Raw genomic sequence first — 21,459 nt, 5'->3', positions numbered from 1 at the left:
GAACGTATTCCAGGGTGGGAGCGGGCTTGCTCGCGAAGAGGCCGGCAGGCATCACACTGATGAAGGTTCGACCTTGCGTGTAAGCAGTTCGACAAACGCCTTGGCCATCGGCGATTTCTGATCCTTGCGCTGCACCAGCCACACCGCCGACACCGCCTCCGGATCAAGCAGTGGTCGATAGACCACACCGTCAATGCGCATCCGCTGATACGACGCCGGCAACACCGAAACCCCCAGCCCCGCTGCGACCAGTCCGATGATGGTCATCGCTTCCCCGGCCTCCTGGGCGAAGTGCGGGCTGAACCCGGCATCGCGGGCCAGACTGAGTAGTTGCGCATACAGCCCGCTGCCGTAGCTGCGTGGAAAGAACACAAACGGCTCCAGCGCCAGCGCCGAGAGGAACAGGCCTTCCTCGCTGCCTTGCGCCAACGGATGTTTGGAGCCGAGCACCGCCACCAGCGGCTCACGCATCAGCTCCACCACACTCAGCGAATCCGGCAGGCCCAGCGGGCGCATGATCCCGACTTCGATCGACTGATCCACCAGCGCATCCGCGACCATGGTGCTGCTCATCTCCCGCAGGTTCAGGTGCACTGCCGGGAAACGCTGGCGAAAAGAAAAAATCGCCTGGGGGATGGTCGAGTTGAACGGGGCCGACGAGGTGAAGCCAATCTTCAATTCGCCGAGTTCGCCGAGTTGTGCACGCCGGGCGACGTCCGCCGCTTTGTCGACCTGCGCCAGCACCAGTCGCGCCTCCTCCAGAAACAATCGGCCAGCCTCACTCAGCTCGACCCGACGATTGGTGCGTTCGAACAACCGCGCGCCGACCTCTTGCTCCAGCGCCTGAATCTGCTGACTCAGCGGTGGCTGGGAAATACCCAGCACCTGTGCGGCGCGGCCGAAATGCAGTTCTTCGGCGACGGCGATGAAGTAGCGCAGATGACGCAATTCCATGGAAACCCCATTAGGTCGTTAAAGCTATCAAACAGGTCGAACAATATATTGGATAGAAACATTAGCCAGCTATATGATTTTTTCATTGCCTGCCTGGCCGTGCTCTCCGAGGTCTGATGTGAAAACCGCCGCCGCCCCTCTTGCCCATGAAGTTCCGCCTGCCACGGCGGACGATGTCATCGCCGAGCTGCAGGAGATCTACATCGAAAAAGGCACGCCGATGTTCATGCGCACGGTGCTCGCGCTGTTCAGCGGCGGCTTTGCGACCTTTGCCCTGCTGTATTGCGTGCAACCGATGATGCCGCTGCTGTCCAACGAGTATGGAATCAACGCGGCGCAGAGCAGCCTGATTCTGTCGGTGGCGACCGGCATGCTCGCCATCGGACTACTGATCACCGGGCCGATTTCCGACCGGGTCGGACGCAAGCCGGTGATGGTCGCAGCGTTGTTCGCCGCCGCGCTGTGCACCATCGCCAGCTCGATGATGCCTAGCTGGCAGGGCGTGCTGATCATGCGCGCGCTGATCGGGCTGTCGCTGAGCGGCCTGGCGGCCGTGGCGATGACTTACCTGAGCGAGGAAATCCACCCGCAGCACATCGGTCTGGCGATGGGCCTGTACATCGGTGGCAACGCGATTGGCGGGATGAGCGGGCGGTTGATCACCGGGGTGTTGATCGACTTTGTCAGCTGGCACACGGCGATGCTGGTGATCGGCGGTCTGGCACTGGTCGCGGCGGCGGTGTTCTGGAAAATCCTCCCCGAATCGCGCAACTTCCGCTCACGCTCGCTGCACCCACGCAGCCTGCTCGATGGCTTCACCATGCACTTTCGCGACGCCGGCCTGCCGCTGCTGTTTCTTGAAGCGTTCGTGCTGATGGGCGCCTTCGTCACTCTTTTCAACTACATCGGCTATCGTCTGCTCGCCGCGCCGTACAACCTCGATCAGGTGTTCGTCGGTTTGCTGTCGGTGGTGTACCTGTCGGGTATCTACAGCTCGGCGAAAATCGGTTCGCTGGCGGACAAACTGGGGCGGCGCAAAGTGCTGTGGGCAACCATCGCACTGATGTTCGCCGGCCTTGCACTGACTATGTTCACGCCGCTGTTGCTGGTGATCGTCGGCATGTTGATCTTCACCTTCGGCTTTTTCGGTGCGCACTCGGTGGCAAGCAGCTGGATCGGCCGGCGCGCGACCAAGGCCAAGGGCCAGGCGTCTTCGCTGTACCTGTTCAGCTACTACGCAGGCTCCAGCATCGCCGGGACGGCGGGCGGGGTGTTCTGGCACTTGGGAGGCTGGAACGGGATTGGCCTGTTCATTGGTGCGCTGTTGCTGGTGGCACTGCTGGTGGCGTTGAAACTGGCGAAGTTGCCACCTCTGACCGGCGCGACTATCTGAGCTGCAGCCGCGCCTCGATCAGCGTGTCGCGCGGCTCCAGCGTCAGTGACTGCAACAAGACGTCGTCCCGCTCAAGCCTGTCCAGCCAGCGCAGCAGTGGCTCGGGCTGGCCGCTAAGGGTCAGGCGAATCTGCTCGTTATCGCTGTCCATCTGCTGCACCTCAAGCCCTGCCGTAACGAGGCTCTCGCTGATCCGCAAGGACAACGGCTGACTGGCATCGGACAACGATCGGCTCTGCGGTTGAGCGCGCTCCAGCTGCACGGCGAAATGCTGTTGCTGGCGATACCGATGCTCGGCCGCGTCCAGCCGTTGCATCGCCGGTTGCCAGATGCAAAAAAATAGCGCGCCGCCGAGCAGCCCGGCGATCAGCAGCACAAGCAGGCCACGCTCACGCTGCGAGAGGCGTCGCCATCGCTTGATGTGAACGTCGGTGTTCATACGTCATCCTCCCAGGTCAGCGTTGCCGTCACCCGGTCGACCATCTTGCTGGCGCCATCGATCCTGATCGTCAAACCTTGCTGGCGACCGCGCTCACGCAGGCGCTCAAGCTCGGCAAAGCTGTTTGCCGTCAGTTGCACTTTCCAGCCATTGGCTTGCTCATATTCAATGCGCCTGACCTCAACCTGACTGGCCCCAATCACTTGTTCGACCAACCTGACCAGCGCTGCAATGCGCGTATCGCGCGACTGCGCAGGCACACTCTGAATCGCCTCGATCTGCGCGGTCAGGCCAACGATTTGCGCGTGTTGTGGATACAGCGTATTGAAGCGCTGGTCATTGATCTGCGCCAGGCGCCGTGTTTCGCCATCGAGGAAACGTATCCGCGTTTCACTGGCGCCCGCGCCCAGCAACAACAGGATCAGCACCACCGCCGATAAGGCACGCCACGGCAGCGGTGAGTTTCGGGGAGCAAATTCGCCATGTCGCAGGTTGATCGCCTGACAAAAACCCTCCGTCAGCCATGCCTGTTCATCCGGCTCATCACGCCAGAGCATGTCCTCGGGCAACACACTCTTCAGCGCCAGCAAACCTTCCTCCGTCAACGCGAGCCGGGCCGGCAACGCTCCACCCAATAGCCATCGCCCGAACCATCGGGTAGCGATCGGCTGATCCGTGGGCAGCAAATCGGCATCAACGAACACCGAGCGCACCTGCAGGCCATTTTCGGTGAGCAGCGACAACACCGCCGCCAAGCGCTCACGAGCGATGACGATCAGCGGATAACGTCGCTCGGCATCCGCTTGACCGACGCTCAAGTGCACCTTGTCCAGCGCTTCGCCAAGCTGCTCTTCCACCGCAAACGCGAGGGCCTGCGCGGCGGGCGCACGGCGGCCGGGCCAGGGTTCACTGCGCAACCAACTGCAGGATTCGATGGGCAGTAGCAAGTCGATTTTTTGCCCGTGCAGCACTTGGGCCGCTTGATGCAGCGGCATTGTTAACCGCTCGCTGGTGTGCGACCAGAGACAACAAGGCCAGTCGGACGACATGTCCGCAAGCCCTTCGGCGGTCAGGTAAAGCCAGTTTTTCATTGCGTTATCTCGTTGCCGCGGGAGGGAAGTAAACGGCGTTGCAGGACTGTCAGTCGGGCTGTTTTCGCGATGTACTCGATGTCGGTGCTCAGCGTCAGCACCTGCTGGTCTTGCACGACGCGCACAGTCAGGCGGTGCCAGCGGCTGTCGACACCGAGTCCATGCGTGTTGACCCCGGCATCGGCAATCAGTGGATCGGTGCCGAATGCTTGAACAGCGGGCCAAGGCTGCGCCGAGCGCTGGCGAACCAGCGCATCGGCGGTGGCGGACTCGATTTCCAGCACGCGCAGCAACAGCGCCGGTGCGGTGTTGATATTCAGCGTCGCATCCGTGGGCAGCAGCGCTACCCACGGTTCCAGGCGGCGCAGCGTGGTCGCATCAAAACCCGGCAGTAGACGCAACTGGCTCACTTCGGACAACGCGCCGACCTGATTCGGTTGCAGCGCGGGCAGCTCCAGCAATTCGAGCAACCTCGCCCAGCGCTCCAGCGTCACCACCTCGATCTGGCCCTGGCGCAGCAATGCGTTGAGATTGAACCGCGCCGACAGGTCCTCGATTTGCACCTCGACCTGCGCCTGATCGCTATCGAGTCCGGGAATGATTCGGGGCCAGTCGCGAAGCATCTCGGCGTGGCTTTGCTGATTCACCACAGCCCGATGCAAACGCCGCAGCGCCCAGGCTTCTCCGGCCTCTGCCAATTGGCGCAGGTGCAGGGTCTGCAGCTGCTGCGCGCTGCTCTGCAAGGACAGTCGGTGGCTGCGCAACAGGCCACTGGTGATCAGCAAGGCCAGGCTCAACACCAACATCACGCTGATCAGCGCCAGCCCTTGTTGCCGACGCTTCATGACAAGGCTCCCGGCAACAACCACACCCGGCGAATCGCCTCATAGCGCCGAGTCGACACCTGCAGCTCCAGCGCCAAAGGTGTACCCGCAGAGGCCTCGATCATTCGCCATCGCAGATCAATCACCTCATCCAGCAGTTTCTGCCGCTGGACAGTCAGCGCCCCCTCGGCGCGGCTTTCGCGCCACAGCACGCCGTCGTGCAGGCGATAGGTCAGTTCCTGGCGTTCGCTACGCGGTTGATCCAGCGGATTGCGCCAGTTGCTGCGTTGCACACGCAGCTGCCCGGCATTCAAGACCAGGGGCTGCCCGGTGACCTGCAACAGGTCACGCTCGATCGCCGCCACCGCCCGTTGCAGACTTCTGAACCCGCGTTCGTGGTCGGCCGTCGCTTGCTGCACGCGCAACACGCTGTCAAACAGGCCCCAACTGGCAAGACCAAGCACGGCGAAAATCGCCAGCGCGATGATCAGTTCCAGCAAGGTGAAACCGCGTTGGTCAGTCATGACGACTGTGCAACCGAGCCATTGTTCGATAGAGCGGCTGATCGCTGTCGGCCAGACTGACTTCCAGCTCCACCGAAAACTGCCCCGCTGTATCGACTTCGCGCAAGTGCTGACGCAGGCGCCAGTCACGACGATCCATGCGCACGATCTGCTGCTGTTGCCCGCTGACCCAGGCGCTTTGCAGGCGCAGTTCGCTGAGCCGGTTATCCGCCAGCCATGCTGCAAACAGACGCTGCTCAGCCGCACCGCTCTGCTGCACCACGTAACGGCTTGCCGATAACAGGGACGCCGCCAGCACCGCGAAAATTGCCAGCGCCACCATGACTTCCAGCAACGTGAAACCTTGCATCCGCCTGACCATCGCTCGCTTATTCATCGAGCGTTACCTCACTCAAGCCATCCGACGCCAGACCGGCCCAGACCCGCTCGCGACTTGCCAGCAACAAGCTGAATGCGCTGATTTCATCACTGCTGAGCATCAATAATTGCGGAGCCGGTGCGCTGTTCAGCAAACGCACCGGCAGACCATCCAGCACAAGCTGCGCATGCAGATCCGCCGGCCATTGCTGCAGGGCCGTCAACGGCTGCCAGCCTTGCGCGTCGAGCTGCAGAACGCGATAGCCCTCAAGGCTGAAACCCACGCCAAATTCCCGTCCCTCAAGCACCGCGCGTTCGCGAAACTGCTCGATCATCCGCGCAATCCGGCTCGCCTCCTGTCGCGCCACTTGCGCCGGATTATTCCCGCCGACCAGGCTGACCATGCCCAGCAGCATGCCGATCAGCAACATGACCACCATCAATTCCAGCAAGGTGAAACCCCGGCAACGCTGGCGCATCAGTCGACGGTCCAGTTGCCGATGTCGGCGGCGTGACCTTCCCCGCCACTGACGCCATCGGAGCCCAATGAATACAAGTCGTAACCGCCGCCCACTGAGCGCGTGCCAGGGTTGAGGTATTGATACGGCGTGCCCCACGGATCACGCGCCAGACTTTTCAGGTAACCGGCAGGGTTCCAGTTGCGCGCCACCGGTGTGCCGGTCGGGCGTTTAACCAGCGCTTCCAGGCCCTGCTGCGTGGTGGGGTAACGCGCGTTGTCCAGCCGATACATCTCCAGCGCCGTGGCAATTGCCTGAATGTCGATCTTCGCCGCGGTGGTCTTCGCCTGATCCGGCCGGCTCATGAATTGCGGCACGACAATCGCGCCGAGAATGCCGATGATGACCACCACGACCATGATTTCGATGAGGGTGAAACCGCGCTGCGCGGCCGCTGTGTTTCTGTGCAGAAGAGCCATGGATCAATTCACCAATTGGTTGAGACTGAGGATCGGAAGGAGGATGGCCAGGACGATCAGCAACACCACAGTGCCCATCACCAGCAGCATCGCCGGCTCGAACAGACTCACCATCAACGCGATGCGTGCGGCGAGGCTGGCTTCCTGTTGTTCGGCGGCACGGCCGAGCATCGCGTCGAGTTCACCGGCGCGCTCACCGCTGGCAATCATGTGCAGCATCATCGGCGGGATATCGCCGCTACGTTCCAGGCTGCGGGTCAGGGTCGAGCCTTCGCGCACCGCGCGCGCGACCGCGCTCATGCGTGCACGAATGGTCCGGTTACCGATGACGGCAGCGGCGATTTCCAGCGCATCGACCAAGGGCACCGCGCTCTTGCCCAGAATCGCCAACGTGCTGGCAAACCGCGCCGCTTCCATGGCACGCAGCAACGCGCCGATCAGCGGCATGTTCAACACCAGCGCATGCCAGCGCAGCCGCCAGATGGGCTGACGCAAACTCCAGCGCCAGCTGCCAAGCAGCGCCAGACCACCGCCCGCAAACAGCAGACCAGTCTGGCGTACACCGTCGCTGAGACTGATCAGAGCGCGGGTCAGCCATGGCAGCGGCTGGCCGCTGTCGATGAAAATTTTCACGACGTCCGGCACCACATAGCCCAGCAGAAAAGCGACGATGACCACGCTCGCGAACATCAGAATCGCCGGATAGATCAGTGCCATCTGGATCCTTTGCCGCGATGCCTGCCGCGCCTGGGTGTAAGCGGCCAGTTGCTCAAGCACATGCCCGAGATGACCGGAGCGTTCACCCGCCGCCACAGTGGCCCGGTACAACTCGGGAAAAGCCGCCGGAAAGCGGCCTAACGCGACGGCCAGCGCATGCCCTTCCATGACTCGTCCGCGCACTGCCCACAGCAGTCCGGCCACGCGTCGCCTGGCGGTTTGACGGGCGACCACTTCCAGCGCTTCCTCCAGCGGCAGACCGGCCTGCACCAGCGTCGACAATTGCAGCGTCAGCAGTGCCAGATCGCCAGCGCTCAGGCGGCCGGCGCGCCGTGCTCCGTGGCCGTCGCCATGGCCGCGCAGTTCCTTGAGCTGTAATGGCCACAGCCCTCGCTCACGCAACTGCTGTCGCGCATGCCGGGAATTCTCCGCTTCGAGTTGGCCACGGCAGCGATGACCCTGAGCGTTGTCGGCGCGGTAATCGAAGGTCGGCATCGGCTAGTCCTCCTGCGTCACGCGCAGCCACTCATCGACGCTGGTGACGCCATCGAGCACCCGTTGTCGAGCAGCCTGAAACAGACTTCGCGACTCCTTACGCGTGGCGTCGGTCAGTTCGCGCTCACTGGCCCCCTGATGAATCAGCGCGGCAACCGCATCGGTGATGCTGATCAATTCGTAGATGCCGATGCGTCCCCGATAGCCATGCTGACAATGCTCACAGCCCTGCGCACGAAACAGTGGCGGCGCCGCCAGGGGCTCAAGCCCCAACCGCTGGCAGGTCGCCGCATCGGCGACATACGCTGTCTTGCAGTGCACACACAGAGTGCGCAACAAGCGTTGCGCGAGAACACCGACCAGCGACGAGGCCAGCAAATACGCATCCACGCCCATGTCGACCAGGCGCGTCACCGCGCCGACGGCGTGATTGGTGTGCAATGTCGACAACACCAGATGTCCGGTCAACGAAGCCTGGACGGCGATCTGCGCTGTCTCGCAATCACGGATTTCACCGACCATCACCACGTCCGGATCCTGACGCAGAATGGCGCGCAAACCGCGTGCAAAGGTCATCTCGACTTTCGGATTGACCGGCATCTGGCCGATCCCCGGCAGGTGATATTCAATCGGGTCCTCGACCGTGAGAATGTTGCGCGACGGATCATTCAGGCTGCTCAACGCGGCATACAGGCTGGTGGTTTTGCCGGAGCCGGTCGGCCCGGTGACCAACAAAATGCCATGAGGTCTGGCGAGCAGTCGTTGCAGCGTGGCGAGGGTGTCATCCGGCATGCCCAGACTTTGCAGTTCCAGGCGTCCGGCCTGTTTGTCGAGCAGGCGCAGCACCACGCGTTCACCGTGCGCCGACGGCAGCGTCGAGACCCGCACATCGACTTCGTGGCCGGCCAGACGCAGGGCAATCCGGCCATCCTGCGGCACACGTTTTTCCGCGATATCCAGCCGCGCCATGACCTTGATCCGCGACACCAGCAACGTTGCCAGTTCGCGCCTTGGCCTGAGCATTTCGCGCAACTGGCCGTCGACGCGCATACGCACCGAAAGGTATTGCTCGAAGGTTTCCAGATGCACGTCCGAGGCCTGCGCGCGCACCGCTTCGCTGAGCAGTGCATTGATCAGGCGAATCACCGGTGCATCGCCTTGTTGCTCCAGCAGGTCTGCGGTCTGCGGCACTTGCTCGGCGAGGCTGAGCAGATCAAGTTCATCGTCCAGCCCTTGCGCGACCTGTTGCGCGGCGCTCTGGCCTTCACGATAGGTCGCGGCCAGTCGCTCAGCGAACAGCTCCGGCGCAAGCACCTCGATCGACAACTCGCGGGCGCACAACCGGCGCACTTCGGCGAGCGCCGTCAGCGACGTGTCGCCGCGAATGAGCAGACGGGCCTGCGTGCCCGTGCCGTGCAGCAGCACGCCAAACCGCCGGGCGAAGCCGAATGGCAGGATTTCCAGTGCAGCACTCATGGCGCCACCGTTGTCGGCTCAAACAAATGTCGCGCCTCGGCCGGTAGTAACAGCGAGTTGCTCTCCCCGGCTTTGGGCTGGCTCAGATCACGCAAGGTGTCGTAACGCTGCTGGCTGATGCCGGAGAGATCCTCGCGACTGCGCACGATGGTCGGACGCAGAAACACCATCAGATTGCTTTTGGTCTGGGTGTCGCGGCTCCAGCGAAACAACGCGCCGAGATAGGGAATGTCGCGCAGCAACGGCACACCGCTTTTCTGCGTGCGCACGCTGTCGCGGATCAGCCCACCGATCACAATGATTTCGCCGTCGTCCGCAAGAATCGTGCTTTTCAGGGCACGTTTGTTGGTGATCAGATCCGAGGAATCAATCCCCGACACCGAGGGCGCGATGTCCGAGACTTCCTGCTCGACTTCCAGGCGCAGGGTCGAGCCTTCGTTGATGTAGGGTTTGATCTTCAGGCTGATGCCGACATCCTTGCGCTCGACCGTGGTGAAAGGATTCTCTGCACCGCTGCTGTTGGTGGAGTACGAACCGGTCTTGAACGGCACGTTCTGCCCGACGATGATTTCCGCTTGCTGATTGTCCAGGGTCAGCAGGCTCGGCGTGGACAGCAGATTGCTCCGCGTATTGCTCGCAAGGGCCGAAATCAACGCGCCGAAACGGTCGCTGCCCAATTGCAGAATCGCGCCGTCGGGCGCCGATATTTTCTCGTCGAACGTCAGCCCGCCGACGATGGGAATGTCGGTACCGGGAAAGTTGATAAAGCCCTTGGCATCACCGGTGCTCAAGCCCCACTGCACGCCCACGGCGTCAGCGATATCGCCGGAAATTTCCACGATGGCGGCGTGGATCAGCACTTGCGCGCGAGGCTGATCCAGCTCGCGAACGATATTTTCAATGGTTCTGACCTGAGCCGGATCGGCAATCAGCACCAACGCATTCTGGCTCTCGTCGGCCTTGAGCATGAACGGCGTCGCCACGGCCGCGTCCTTGCCGCTGCCGAGGGCCACTGGCTGCTTGCGATTCTGGCCCATGCTCTCCAGCACTTCTGCCAATTGCCTGGCATCGCTGTGGCGCAAACGAATCACCCGCGCAGTGTCGAGACTGGCGGTGGCCGGAACATCGAGCTGGCGAATCAGCTCGGTCAGACGCTGACGTACGACAACGGGGCCAATGACAATCAGTCGATTGGTTCTGACATCGGCCAGCACCTGAATCGGCGAGTCGGCATTGCGCTTGCCCAGAGAAGACTCGATGACGGTGGCAACATCACTGGCCTGGGCAAAGCGTAGCGTCACCACGGCGTGCTGATCTTGCTGCCCGGCGTCGAGTTGGCGCACCACGCGGGCGATGCGCTCAACGTTGGCCTGAGTGTCGGTGATCACCAGGGCGTTGGCCGACACTGACGGACCGAAGTAGCCGTTGGCAGATACCAATGGCCGGAGCAGCGCGGCCAGATCGGCAGCGCTGCTGGTGTTCAGTTCAATGACCCGGGTAATGAATTGCGCCGGAGTCGCTTGCGTATCGGCAGATTGGCTGGCGCGGGTTTTCACGTCAGCCACCGGGGTGATCAGGATGCGGTCGCCCTCATCGATCACGGTGAAGTTGTGCGCGTCCAGCACCGAGTAGAACAAGCGCCGTACGCCTTCGCGATCCAGCGCCTGACGGGACATGACGGTGACGCGGCCCGACACGCGCGGGTCGAGCACCACGGTGGTGCCGAGGATCGCCGAGATTTCTTCGACGATGTCGCGCAACTCGGCCTGATTCATCGCCAACTGCCAGCGCTGTTCCACGGCGTGCACCGGGTATCCGAGAAGCAGCGTCGCCAGCACGGCGCAAGCCAACAAGACGCGCAGGGCCTGCGCGCCAATCAAACTGTTCATCAATGTGGTCACTCTGAGTGCCCGACGAGCGGGCGTAGAAAACGTGCGGAAATCTCAGCGGGTTTTGCCTCGGCGGGCGCTGACAAGTGCGTGAGGAATGCGCTGGCAGGGCGCGCGAAAGGTAATAATTCCTCCCGGCCCTTGTTCCATAACACCACGTGCTGCGCTTCAACCCGACGCAACACGCTGCCGCTCGGCAAGTCGTCGCCAACCCGATACAACCGCGCCCCTTGTGCGGTGCTGATCAACGCTTTCGACAGGCCACTGTCGGCGACAAACGTCGCTTGCAGGGTCAGCGACTCGGCACTTGGCTGAAGTGCGGTGTGCGTTGCGAGGCCGAATACCGTCGCCACCGCCGTGGTGTTCAACGGCCCGGGCACGGGCGCAGCCGGCAGCGGTACGGCGACCGGCAGCGGCAGGCGTTGCGCATGGCGAAATGCCCACTCCTGCCACGCAAGAAACACGGCACATGCGACCGGCAGCGCCCACAGGCTCAATGATGAAAAGATCCTCACCGGTTGCTCATCCCGAACGTCCGCACGCCTGACGAATGCGCGAGCGCCACGACATGCGCCGCAACACGCGATAACCCCGCAGCTCGTGCAGGATCACCGCGCCGATATGCATGGCGACCAGTACGGCCAGGCCGGTGCAGGCCCAGATGTGCAGCACGAAAAAGCCATCCGTCAGCGCTACATCGTTCAGCGGTTGAGGGAACTCGAGCAGGCCGAATACAGGGATCGGCCGATCCATCATCAACACGCCACTCAAAAGCACCACCACCACCAGCACATAGATCAGCCGATGGACAAACATGGCGAGCATTTTGCCCGGGGATACCTGCGCCATGCGCTCATGTCGCAGATGGCGGACAAACAACACCAGACGCCAGCAAAACACTGGAATGAACAGCGTGGTCAGCGAGACATTGACCCCGGCCACCCACTGTTTGGTGTCATTGGCGACGTTAATGTTGGCCACATAGAACCCGGTGACCAACGTCCACAGGATCACCGCTGCCGACACCCAATGCAGCAGCATTTGTTGCTTGGAATAAACTGGAAGCATCATTCGAATCGCCCCTGAAAAACACCAGCGGTCAGACGCCCCCTTCAGGCCGCCTGACGCCATTACGCAGAACGGGCCTTAAAGCTTGTTCCACGCCACATCCGAGTGCTCGCCGACGCCCGGTTCAAAGGCATTCGCCTCAGGCGTGTACTGCTTGCAATAGCCGGATGCCGGGAACGGTTTGCACTCGAACACCTCATCGGTTTTCGCTTGCAGTACCTTGGTGCCGGCGGTGTATTCGCTCAGTCCTTCAGGGAACAGGAAGTCGTAATCGGCACCCGCGCCTTCACCCGTGACGTTTACCGGCTGGGTGTCCTGACGGGTGGTGCGGCCATCCAGCGTGGTACCCACCAGGGTCAGAGTGTGCGGGCCGGGGTTGCTGCGAATGTCCATGGCCAGCGAGGTCACACCGCTGTCGGCTTGAGCAGTGGTGGTGCCCACCAGCTTGTTCTGGTCGTTGAACAGGTTGGCTTCAACGTTCATTTTGCGGTTGGACATCATGCTGAAATCGACTTTGGTTCGGCCTTTGTCGAGCACGTATTCCGGTTGTTGCGAAGTCACCGCCATGCGCGCGTCGGTGTCCTCTTTCATCAGCAGTTGCACTTCGTAGCGTACGACGCCGCTGTCTTTTTGCGCGTACAGCGTGTTGGTGCCACGAATCGCTTCGACGTCGCCGTTTTCATCGCGAACACCCGCGCGGATCAGGGTCTGCGACTGGTTGATCTGCTGGGCGAGCTTGAACGACCAGTTTTGCGGCTCGGCGTCTTCAGCGTTGTCGATCGAGATTTCGACGCTGTAAGCCGCGCTTTCACCCGCTGCGGTGAAGGCGCGCGCCTTGACCTTGTCACCGGTCAGCAGCGGCGTGGCAGCAGCAATGGTGCCAACGGCAGACCAACCACCCGGCAGCACGGCTTCTGCGAGGATGTTCACGTCAGCGACGCTGTGGAACGCCGCCGCGGTATCGCCGACGCTCCAGATTGCGAGGATCACGTGGTGACCGTTTTTGTCCTCGGGGATGCTGCAGTGGTGCTTGGTGCCGGGTACCGGGAGCTGGAAATCACCCTCGACCTGGCAAAAAGGCGTGCTCTCGAACGAAGCGCGTTTGAGCGATTCATTCGGGTTCCAGCCATTACGGGTGATGAAATATTGGTGTTTTTCTACAGGGTGCGGAGCTTTGTAATGCCACTGGAAATCCAGAGTGCGCTCTTTGAGCTCGGTGAGCTGCCAACGGGTGGCGGACTGCACGTCCATGGGAGAAAACAGCTCGTGGCCGCCGCTGGCGATTTTGCCGTCAATCGGGCCTTGCCCGGGTGCGCCGCCGACGCCTGCCGGAAAGCCCTTGAAGGTTTCACCGACACTTTGCGGCTCATACTGAGCTTGACCACAAGCGGTGTTCACCCCCTTCTGACAGAGAAAAGCGCGCGATGGCGGAAACTCCACATAACCGTGGGCCGCTGCGCCCGAAGAACCCAACAGGGCCGATAACAACATCAACGAAGAAGCACATGTTGTCGACGCACTTCTTTTAAAAGTAGGTTTTTTCATTGTTATTCCAGGCATATCTTAATAAGCGAGCCCGGCCCGACGCCAGGCTCTATTACAGCACTCAGCGCCATGCCGAGCACATGCCTGAAACCTTACGTGGATAGAGAAAAGTTCTATGTAGGAGTAATCGTCGGGTGCAGCAGGAATAGTCTCCGCAATAATTAATCCGACAACTAAGGAAAGAATTCTTACAACAGGAAATGATTAATTAAAATTTGAAGCAGCATAAAAAAAGCCTGTCCCGCATAACACGGGACAGGCTTATTTATGCAAATGTTGCGAAGTTATTCGTGGTACTGCGCCGACAACTCATGCACCGCACGCAGGAATGCGCCGGCATGCTCCGGGTCGACCTCAGGGGTGATGCCGTGACCCAGATTGAACACGTGGCCACTGCCTTTGCCATAGCTGGCCAGAATACGACCGACTTCAGTGCGGATCGCTTCAGGTTTGGCGTAGAGCACGGTCGGGTCCATGTTGCCTTGCAGCGCGACCTTGTCGCCGACACGGGCGCGGGCGTTGCCGATGTCGCAGGTCCAGTCCAGGCCCAGTGCGTCGGCACCGGCTTCGGCGATGCTTTCCAGCCACAGGCCGCCGTTCTTGGTGAACAGGATCACCGGCACCTTGCGCCCGTCGTGCTCGCGGATCAGGCCGCTGACGATTTTCTTCATGTAGGCCAGGGAGAACTCCTGATACGCCGCCGCCGACAGGTTGCCACCCCAGGTATCGAAGATCTGCACCGCTTGCGCGCCGGCCTGGATCTGGCCATTGAGGTACGAGGTCACCGACTGCGCCAGCTTGTCCAGCAGCAGGTGCATGGCTTGCGGGTTGTCGTAGAGCATCGCCTTGGTCTTGCGGAAGTCTTTCGACGAGCCGCCCTCAACCATGTAAGTAGCGAGAGTCCACGGGCTGCCGGAGAAGCCGATCAGCGGCACACGGCCGTTCAGCTCGCGGCGGATGGTGCTGACCGCGTCCATCACGTAGCCGAGGTCTTTGTGTGGATCCGGGATCGGCAACGCTTCGATGTCGGCCAGAGTGCTGACGACTTTCTTGAAGCGCGGACCTTCACCGGTCTCGAAGTACAGTCCCTGGCCCATGGCATCGGGGATGGTGAGGATGTCGGAAAACAGGATCGCCGCATCCAGTTGTGGATAACGGTCGAGCGGCTGCAGGGTGACTTCGCAGGCGAATTCCGGATTCATGCACAGGCTCATGAAATCACCGGCCTGGGCACGGCTGGCGCGGTATTCCGGCAGGTAGCGGCCGGCCTGGCGCATCATCCACACCGGGGTGACGTCAACGGGTTGCTTGAGCAGGGCGCGGAGGAAACGGTCGTTCTTCAGGGCAGTCATGTCGGCATCCGGAAAAAAAGTGCGGGCATTTTCTCAGAGCGCGACGCAAAAGGCACGGATGCAGGTCAGCCTTTTGTCTATCGGGTCAATTTGTTGCGCTGTATTGAGCGCACAGAAACCAATGTGGGAGCGGGCTTGCTCGCGAAAGCGGTGTGTCAGTCAATACATCGGGTGACTGATACAAAGCCTTCGCGAGCAAGCCCACTCCCACATTTCTGATCGCATTTCAGGCTGAAATGTAATCAGACGCCCAGGTAATCGAGGATCCCCTCGGCGGCATTGCGGCCTTCGAAGATCGCCGTTACCACCAGGTCGGAACCGCGCACCATGTCGCCACCGGCAAAGATTTTCGGGTTGCTGGTCTGGTGCTTGTACTGACCTTGCTCAGGCGCGACGACGCGGCCCTGGCTGTCGGTCTGGATTTCGAACTGTTCGAACCACGGTGCCGGGCTTGGACGGAAACCGAACGCGATGACCACTGCATCGGCCGGGATGATCTCTTCGGAGCCCGGGATCGGCTCGGGGCTGCGACGGCCACGGGCGTCCGGTTCGCCGAGACGGGTCTCGACCACCTTCACGCCTTCGACCTTGTCTTCACCGACGATCGCGATCGGCTGGCGGTTGTAGAGGAATTTCACGCCTTCTTCCTTGGCGTTCTTCACCTCTTTGCGCGAGCCGGGCATGTTCGCTTCGTCACGACGATAGGCGCAGGTCACCGACTTGGCGCCCTGACGGATCGAGGTGCGGTTGCAGTCCATCGCCGTGTCGCCACCGCCGAGCACCACGACCTTCTTGCCTTTCATGTCGACGAAATCTTCCGGCGACTTTTCAAAGCCCAGGTTGCGGTTGACGTTGGCAATCAGGAAGTCCAGCGCGTCATAAACGCCCGGCAGATCCTCACCGGCAAAACCGCCCTTCATGTAGGTGTAGGTGCCCATACCCATGAATACCGCATCGTATTCGGCGAGCAGGTGCTCCATGGTCACGTCCTTGCCGACCTCGGTATTGAGCCGGAACTCGATGCCCATGCCGGTGAAGACTTCGCGACGATTGCTCAGCACAGTCTTCTCTAGCTTGAACTCGGGGATGCCGAAGGTCAGCAGACCGCCGATTTCCGGGTTCTTGTCGAACACCACCGGGGTCACGCCGCCACGCACCAGCACATCGGCACAGCCCAGACCCGCCGGGCCGGCACCGATGATCGCGACACGCTTGCCGGTCGGCTTGACCTTGGACATGTCCGGGCGCCAGCCCATGGCGAATGCGGTGTCGGTGATGTACTTCTCGACCGAACCGATGGTCACCGCGCCGAAGCCGTCGTTGAGGGTGCAGGCACCCTCGCACAGCCGATCCTGCGGGCACACCCGGCCGCAGACTTCCGGCAGGGTGTTGGTCTGGTGCGACAGCTCGGCGGCCTGGAGGATGTTGCCCTCGGCCACCAGCTTCAGCCAGTTGGGAATGAAGTTGTGCACCGGGCACTTCCATTCGCAATACGGGTTGCCGCAACCCAGGCAGCGGTGGGCCTGATCGGCCGACTGCTGGGGTTTGAACGGTTCGTAGATCTCGACGAACTCTTTCTTGCGTTGACGCAACAGTTTCTTCTTCGGATCCTTGCGCCCGACATCGATGAACTGGAAGTCGTTATTCAGACGTTCAGCCATTGTTAAAACCTCATCAAACTCTTCAGGCGCATATCACTGCGGGTTGGCACGAGTGCTGGAAAGCAACGATTTCAGGTTGGCAGCCTTAGGCTTGACCAGCCAGAAACGACGCAGGTAGTCATCAAGGTTTTCGGCGAGCTCACGACCCCACTCGCTCTCGGTTTCCTTGACGTACTCGTTCAGCACGTTCTGCAGGTGGCTGCGGTAGGCCTCCATCGCCTCGCCGCTGATCCGCTGGATTTCCACCAGTTCGTGGTTGACCCGGTCAACGAAGGTGTTGTCCTGATCGAGCACGTAGGCGAAACCACCGGTCATGCCAGAGCCGAAGTTGTAACCGGTCTTGCCCAAGACGCAGACGAAACCACCGGTCATGTACTCGCAGCAGTGATCGCCAGTGCCTTCCACGACCGTGTGGGCACCGGAGTTACGCACGGCAAAGCGCTCGCCCGCGGTGCCGGCGGCGAACAACTTGCCGCCGGTGGCGCCGTACAGGCAGGTGTTGCCGATGATGGCGCTGTTCTGAGTCTGATAGACGCTGCCTTTCGGCGGCACGATGACCAGTTTGCCGCCGGTCATGCCTTTGCCGACGTAGTCGTTGGCGTCGCCTTCCAGGTACATGTTCAGACCGCCGGCGTTCCACACGCCGAAGCTCTGACCGGCCGTCCCCTTGAAGCGGAAGGTGATCGGCGCGTTGGCCATGCCCTGATTGCCGTGCTTGCGTGCGATTTCGCCGGAGATCCGCGCACCGATCGAACGGTCGCAGTTGCAGATGTCCAGTTCGAACTCGGCACCGCTGAGGTCATTGATCGCCGAGGTCGCCATATCGACCATTTTCTCGGCCAGCAGGCCCTGGTCGAACGGCGGGTTGCGCTCAACGCCGCAGAATTGCGGTTTGTCCGCCGGGATGTGATCGCTGCCCAGCAGCGGGGTCAGATCCAGATGGTGTTGCTTGGCGGTCTGGCCCTCGAGGATTTCCAGCAGATCGGTACGACCGATCAGCTCTTCGAGGGAACGCACGCCGAGCTTGGCCAGCCACTCACGGGTTTCTTCGGCGACGTAGGTGAAGAAATTCACCACCATGTCGACGGTACCGATGTAGTGATCCTTGCGCAGCTTCTCGTTCTGCGTCGCAACGCCGGTGGCGCAGTTGTTCAGGTGGCAGATGCGCAGGTATTTGCAGCCCAGCGCGATCATCGGCGCGGTACCGAAGCCGAAGCTTTCGGCGCCGAGGATGGCCGCCTTGATCACGTCGAGGCCGGTTTTCAAGCCGCCGTCGGTCTGCACCCGGACTTTGCCGCGCAGGTCGTTGCCGCGCAGGGTCTGGTGGGTTTCAGCGAGGCCGAGTTCCCACGGAGCGCCGGCGTATTTGATCGAGGTCAGCGGCGAAGCACCGGTGCCACCGTCGTAGCCGGAGATGGTGATCAAGTCCGCGTAGGCCTTGGCCACACCGGCGGCGATGGTGCCGACGCCTGCTTCAGCAACGAGTTTCACCGAGACCAGCGCCTTCGGGTTGACCTGTTTCAGGTCGAAAATCAGTTGCGACAAGTCTTCGATCGAATAGATGTCGTGGTGCGGCGGTGGCGAAATCAGCGTTACGCCCGGCACTGCATAACGCAGTTTGGCGATCAGCCCGTTGACCTTACCGCCCGGCAGTTGCCCGCCCTCGCCCGGCTTGGCGCCTTGGGCGACCTTGATCTGCAGCACTTCGGCGTTGACCAGGTATTCCGGGGTTACGCCGAAACGGCCAGTGGCGACCTGCTTGATTTTCGAGCTCTTGATGGTGCCGTAGCGTGCTGGGTCTTCGCCGCCTTCGCCGGAGTTGGAACGCGCACCGAGGCGGTTCATGGCTTCGGCCAGGGCTTCGTGCGCTTCCGGCGACAGAGCGCCCAGCGAGATGCCGGCGGAGTCGAAGCGCTTGAGCACCGATTCCAGCGGTTCGATTTCACTGATGTCCAGCGGCTTGTCGAGAGTCTTGACCTTGAACAGGTCGCGAATCATCGACACCGGACGGTTGTCCACCAGCGAGGTGTATTCCTTGAACTTGGCGTAGTCGCCCTGCTGCACGGCGGCTTGCAGGGTGTTGACCACGTCCGGGTTGTAGGCGTGGTATTCGCCGCCGTGGACGAACTTCAGCAGACCGCCCTGCTGGATCGGCTTGCGCGGACTCCAGGCTTCGGTGGCCAGCGCTTTCTGCTCGGCTTCGATGTCGACGAAACGCGCACCCTTGATGCGGCTCGGCACGCCACGGAAGCTCAGCTCGCAAACCTCTTCGGACAGGCCGATGGCTTCGAACAGCTGCGCACCGCGATACGAAGCGATGGTCGAGATGCCCATCTTCGACAGGATTTTCAGCAGACCTTTGGTGATGCCCTTTCGGTAGTTCTTGAACACCTCGTAGAGGTCGCCCAGCACTTCACCGGTACGGATCAGGTCACCCAGCACTTCGTAAGCCAGGAACGGATAGACCGCCGAGGCGCCGAAACCGATCAGCACCGCAAAGTGGTGCGGATCGCGTGCGGTCGCGGTTTCAACGAGGATGTTGGAATCGCAGCGCAGGCCTTTTTCGGTCAGACGGTGGTGCACCGCGCCGGTCGCCAGCGAGGCGTGGATCGGCAGTTTGCCCGGAGCGATATGGCGGTCGCTGAGGACGATCTGGGTACGCCCGGCACGCACGGCTTCTTCAGCCTGATCGGCAACGTTGCGGATCGCCGCTTCGAGGCCGACGCTTTCGTCGTAGTTGAGGTCGATGATCTGCCGCTCGAAACCCGGGCGGTCGAGGTTCATCAACGAGCGCCACTTGGCCGGCGAGATCACTGGCGAGCTGAGAATCACGCGCGAGGCGTGTTCCGGCGATTCCTGGAAGATGTTGCGCTCGGCACCGAGGCAGATTTCCAGCGACATCACGATCGCTTCACGCAGCGGGTCGATCGGCGGATTGGTGACCTGCGCGAACTGCTGGCGGAAATAATCGTACGGCGTACGCACACGCTGCGACAGCACGGCCATCGGCGTGTCGTCGCCCATCGAGCCAACGGCTTCGTAGCCTTGCTCACCGAGCGGGCGCAGCACCTGATCGCGCTCTTCGAACGTGACCTGATACATCTTCATGTATTGCTTGAGCTGATCGACGTCGTAGAACGCCGAACCGTGGTCGTTATCTTCCATGGTCGCCTGGATACGCAGAGCGTTTTTGCGCAGCCATTGCTTGTACGGATGACGGGACTTCAGACGGTTGTCGATTGCGTCGGTGTCGAGGATCTGCCCGGTTTCGGTGTCCACGGCGAGGATCTGGCCCGGGCCGACACGGCCCTTGGCAATCACGTCCTCTGGCTGGTAGTTCCAGACGCCGATTTCCGAGGCAACGGTGATGAAACCGTTGGTGGTAGTAACCCAGCGTGCCGGACGCAGACCGTTACGATCGAGCAGGCACACCGCGTAACGACCATCGGTCATTACCACGCCGGCCGGGCCGTCCCACGGTTCCATGTGCATCGAGTTGTACTCGTAGAACGCACGCAGATCCGGGTCCATGGTTTCAACGTTCTGCCACGCTGGCGGAATGATCATCCGCACGCCACGGAACAGGTCGATGCCACCGGTGACCATCAGTTCGAGCATGTTGTCCATGCTCGAGGAGTCGGAACCGACACGGTTGACCAGCGGGCCGAGCTCTTCCAGATCCATCAGATCGTTGGTGAACTTGGTCCGACGGGCCTGCGCCCAGTTACGGTTACCGGTAATGGTGTTGATCTCGCCGTTGTGGGCGAGGAAGCGGAATGGCTGGGCCAGCGGCCATTTCGGCAAGGTGTTGGTGGAGAAGCGCTGGTGGAACACGCAGATCGCGGTTTGCAGGCGCTGGTCACCCAGGTCCGGATAGAACGCGGCCAGGTCGGCCGGCATCATCAGGCCTTTATAGATGATGGTCTTGTGCGAAAAGCTGCAGATGTAGTGGTCGGTGTCGGCGGCGTTGGCCACGGACGAGCGACGACGGGCGCTGAACAGCTTGACCGCCATGTCCTGATCGCTCAGGCCTTCACCGCCGATGTACACCTGCTCGATCTGCGGCAGGCGCTCAAGGGCCAGGCGGCCGAGGACGCTGGTGTCGATCGGCACTTTGCGCCAGCCGATCAGTTGCAGGCCTTCAGCAAGGATCTCGCGGTTCATGTTCTCGCGAGCGGCTTCGGCCTTGGCCGGATCCTGGTTGAAGAAGACCATGCCCACGGCATATTGCTTGGGCAGTTCGACGCTGAAGTTTTCCTGGGCAATCGCCCGCAGGAACGCGTCAGGCTTTTGAATCAGCAGACCGCAACCGTCACCGGTCTTGCCGTCGGCATTAATCCCACCGCGGTGGGTCATGCAGGTCAGGGCCTCGATGGCCGTTTGCAAAAGGGTATGACTGGGCTCGCCCTGCATATGGGCTATCAGGCCGAAACCGCAGTTATCCTTGAATTCATCTGGTTGGTACAGACCTGCTTTCATAGACACTTTCTCACCAGGCTGCCTCTTTACGAGGCAAATTTCTTTTCAATTCAACCACTTGCTTGCCGCGCCGAACGTACGCCGGCTTTGCGGGGGCAAAAGGGTGGTCATTGTACACAGCGACACAGAGGCTCACAAATTTGACGACGAAATGTCGCAAATTCATGTCGCATTTGTGAAAGGTTTAAAGCGATCTGCTGTGCTAGTCAAAACTTTTTTAATTTTGACCGCAACGACTCAAAGACTACTGTGACGCAG

18 protein-coding genes are annotated in these 21,459 nt (G+C 61.3%); 1 reads left to right on the top strand and 17 read right to left on the bottom strand.

Features of this window, described 5'->3' with window-relative positions:
- Nucleotides 1-51 precede the first annotated feature (51 nt).
- Nucleotides 52-954 (bottom strand): LysR family transcriptional regulator, encoded by a 903-nt coding sequence (locus ACS4NR_RS23965; RefSeq protein WP_095138029.1) that lies wholly within the window; start codon nucleotides 952-954, stop codon nucleotides 52-54.
- 178 nt (nucleotides 955-1,132) lie between these two features.
- On the opposite strand from ACS4NR_RS23965, the gene ACS4NR_RS23960 reads away from it, so the two are divergent.
- Nucleotides 1,133-2,347 (top strand): MFS transporter, encoded by a 1,215-nt coding sequence (locus tag ACS4NR_RS23960; protein WP_432214148.1) that lies wholly within the window; start codon nucleotides 1,133-1,135, stop codon nucleotides 2,345-2,347.
- Here the strand turns inward: ACS4NR_RS23960 and gspM are convergent.
- From gspM to gltB, 16 genes are all read right to left on the bottom strand, one after another.
- Complete coding sequence (gene gspM / locus ACS4NR_RS23955; protein ID WP_095138027.1) at nucleotides 2,340-2,786, bottom strand: type II secretion system protein GspM; 447 nt, start codon at nucleotides 2,784-2,786, stop codon at nucleotides 2,340-2,342. The genes ACS4NR_RS23960 and gspM overlap by 8 nt on opposite strands.
- Nucleotides 2,783-3,877 carry a type II secretion system protein GspL gene (gspL, locus tag ACS4NR_RS23950; RefSeq protein WP_456018496.1) on the bottom strand — a complete coding sequence of 365 codons (1,095 nt, stop codon included), beginning with the start codon at nucleotides 3,875-3,877 and terminating at the stop codon, nucleotides 2,783-2,785. The genes gspM and gspL overlap by 4 nt, the downstream gene beginning before the upstream one ends.
- Complete coding sequence (locus tag ACS4NR_RS23945) at nucleotides 3,874-4,722, bottom strand: general secretion pathway protein GspK (protein WP_456018495.1); 849 nt, start codon at nucleotides 4,720-4,722, stop codon at nucleotides 3,874-3,876. Before ACS4NR_RS23945 ends, gspL begins: the two co-directional genes overlap by 4 nt.
- Entirely contained in the window at nucleotides 4,719-5,225 is a 507-nt protein-coding gene (gene gspJ, locus ACS4NR_RS23940; protein WP_166495952.1) for a type II secretion system minor pseudopilin GspJ, read from the bottom strand. The genes ACS4NR_RS23945 and gspJ overlap by 4 nt, the downstream gene beginning before the upstream one ends.
- Nucleotides 5,218-5,601, bottom strand: a complete 384-nt coding sequence (gene gspI, locus ACS4NR_RS23935) for a type II secretion system minor pseudopilin GspI (RefSeq protein ID WP_456018494.1) — start codon at nucleotides 5,599-5,601, stop codon at nucleotides 5,218-5,220. Before gspI ends, gspJ begins: the two co-directional genes overlap by 8 nt.
- On the bottom strand, nucleotides 5,594-6,061 hold the full coding sequence (gene gspH / locus ACS4NR_RS23930; RefSeq protein ID WP_456018493.1) for a type II secretion system minor pseudopilin GspH: 468 nt from the start codon (nucleotides 6,059-6,061) through the stop codon (nucleotides 5,594-5,596). Before gspH ends, gspI begins: the two co-directional genes overlap by 8 nt.
- Nucleotides 6,061-6,519 carry a type II secretion system major pseudopilin GspG gene (gene gspG, locus ACS4NR_RS23925; protein ID WP_095138021.1) on the bottom strand — a complete coding sequence of 153 codons (459 nt, stop codon included), beginning with the start codon at nucleotides 6,517-6,519 and terminating at the stop codon, nucleotides 6,061-6,063. Before gspG ends, gspH begins: the two co-directional genes overlap by 1 nt.
- 3 nt (nucleotides 6,520-6,522) lie before the next feature.
- The gene (gene gspF / locus ACS4NR_RS23920; protein ID WP_456018492.1) at nucleotides 6,523-7,731 is read right to left on the bottom strand and encodes a type II secretion system inner membrane protein GspF; all 1,209 of its coding nucleotides are present in this window, start codon (nucleotides 7,729-7,731) and stop codon (nucleotides 6,523-6,525) included.
- A gap of 3 nt (nucleotides 7,732-7,734) precedes the next feature.
- Nucleotides 7,735-9,207, bottom strand: coding sequence for a type II secretion system ATPase GspE (gspE, locus tag ACS4NR_RS23915; RefSeq protein WP_456018491.1), 1,473 nt, complete (start codon nucleotides 9,205-9,207; stop codon nucleotides 7,735-7,737).
- Complete coding sequence (gene gspD / locus ACS4NR_RS23910) at nucleotides 9,204-11,096, bottom strand: type II secretion system secretin GspD (protein WP_456018490.1); 1,893 nt, start codon at nucleotides 11,094-11,096, stop codon at nucleotides 9,204-9,206. The genes gspE and gspD overlap by 4 nt, the downstream gene beginning before the upstream one ends.
- Before the next feature lie 8 nt (nucleotides 11,097-11,104).
- A complete protein-coding gene (locus ACS4NR_RS23905; protein WP_456018489.1) occupies nucleotides 11,105-11,593 on the bottom strand; it encodes a type II secretion system protein N in 489 nt (162 codons plus the stop codon).
- A 25-nt stretch (nucleotides 11,594-11,618) separates the two neighbouring features.
- A complete protein-coding gene (locus ACS4NR_RS23900) occupies nucleotides 11,619-12,167 on the bottom strand; it encodes a cytochrome b (RefSeq protein WP_095138016.1) in 549 nt (182 codons plus the stop codon).
- A 75-nt stretch (nucleotides 12,168-12,242) separates the two neighbouring features.
- A complete protein-coding gene (gene gbpA, locus ACS4NR_RS23895; RefSeq protein WP_095138015.1) occupies nucleotides 12,243-13,709 on the bottom strand; it encodes an N-acetylglucosamine-binding protein GbpA in 1,467 nt (488 codons plus the stop codon).
- Between the two features lie 284 nt (nucleotides 13,710-13,993).
- Nucleotides 13,994-15,061, bottom strand: a complete 1,068-nt coding sequence (gene hemE, locus ACS4NR_RS23890; protein WP_007968321.1) for a uroporphyrinogen decarboxylase — start codon at nucleotides 15,059-15,061, stop codon at nucleotides 13,994-13,996.
- Between the two features lie 242 nt (nucleotides 15,062-15,303).
- Complete coding sequence (locus ACS4NR_RS23885; protein ID WP_095138014.1) at nucleotides 15,304-16,722, bottom strand: FAD-dependent oxidoreductase; 1,419 nt, start codon at nucleotides 16,720-16,722, stop codon at nucleotides 15,304-15,306.
- Between the two features lie 33 nt (nucleotides 16,723-16,755).
- Complete coding sequence (gene gltB / locus ACS4NR_RS23880; protein WP_166495943.1) at nucleotides 16,756-21,201, bottom strand: glutamate synthase large subunit; 4,446 nt, start codon at nucleotides 21,199-21,201, stop codon at nucleotides 16,756-16,758.
- Nucleotides 21,202-21,459 lie beyond the last annotated feature (258 nt).

This window comes from Pseudomonas sp. JQ36 (genome assembly GCF_053851495.1).
Note: the sequence above shows the minus strand (reverse complement) of the source record. Positions and strands in the feature narration are given on the sequence as shown.

Excerpts from the sequence above, each read along its gene's own strand:
- gbpA (WP_095138015.1), bottom strand. The coding sequence starts at position 13,709 with ATGAAAAAACCTACTTTTAAAAGAAGTGCGTCGACAACATGTGCTTCT.
- ACS4NR_RS23965 (WP_095138029.1), bottom strand. The coding sequence starts at position 954 with ATGGAATTGCGTCATCTGCGCTACTTCATCGCCGTCGCCGAAGAACTG.
- gspF (WP_456018492.1), bottom strand. The coding sequence starts at position 7,731 with ATGCCGACCTTCGATTACCGCGCCGACAACGCTCAGGGTCATCGCTGC.
- gspI (WP_456018494.1), bottom strand. The coding sequence starts at position 5,601 with ATGAATAAGCGAGCGATGGTCAGGCGGATGCAAGGTTTCACGTTGCTG.
- gspE (WP_456018491.1), bottom strand. The coding sequence starts at position 9,207 with ATGAGTGCTGCACTGGAAATCCTGCCATTCGGCTTCGCCCGGCGGTTT.
- ACS4NR_RS23900 (WP_095138016.1), bottom strand. The coding sequence starts at position 12,167 with ATGATGCTTCCAGTTTATTCCAAGCAACAAATGCTGCTGCATTGGGTG.
- gspJ (WP_166495952.1), bottom strand. The coding sequence starts at position 5,225 with ATGACTGACCAACGCGGTTTCACCTTGCTGGAACTGATCATCGCGCTG.
- gspM (WP_095138027.1), bottom strand. The coding sequence starts at position 2,786 with ATGAACACCGACGTTCACATCAAGCGATGGCGACGCCTCTCGCAGCGT.
- gltB (WP_166495943.1), bottom strand. The coding sequence starts at position 21,201 with ATGAAAGCAGGTCTGTACCAACCAGATGAATTCAAGGATAACTGCGGT.
- hemE (WP_007968321.1), bottom strand. The coding sequence starts at position 15,061 with ATGACTGCCCTGAAGAACGACCGTTTCCTCCGCGCCCTGCTCAAGCAA.
- gspH (WP_456018493.1), bottom strand. The coding sequence starts at position 6,061 with ATGCGCCAGCGTTGCCGGGGTTTCACCTTGCTGGAATTGATGGTGGTC.
- gspD (WP_456018490.1), bottom strand. The coding sequence starts at position 11,096 with ATGAACAGTTTGATTGGCGCGCAGGCCCTGCGCGTCTTGTTGGCTTGC.
- ACS4NR_RS23945 (WP_456018495.1), bottom strand. The coding sequence starts at position 4,722 with ATGAAGCGTCGGCAACAAGGGCTGGCGCTGATCAGCGTGATGTTGGTG.
- gspL (WP_456018496.1), bottom strand. The coding sequence starts at position 3,877 with ATGAAAAACTGGCTTTACCTGACCGCCGAAGGGCTTGCGGACATGTCG.
- ACS4NR_RS23885 (WP_095138014.1), bottom strand. The coding sequence starts at position 16,722 with ATGGCTGAACGTCTGAATAACGACTTCCAGTTCATCGATGTCGGGCGC.
- gspG (WP_095138021.1), bottom strand. The coding sequence starts at position 6,519 with ATGGCTCTTCTGCACAGAAACACAGCGGCCGCGCAGCGCGGTTTCACC.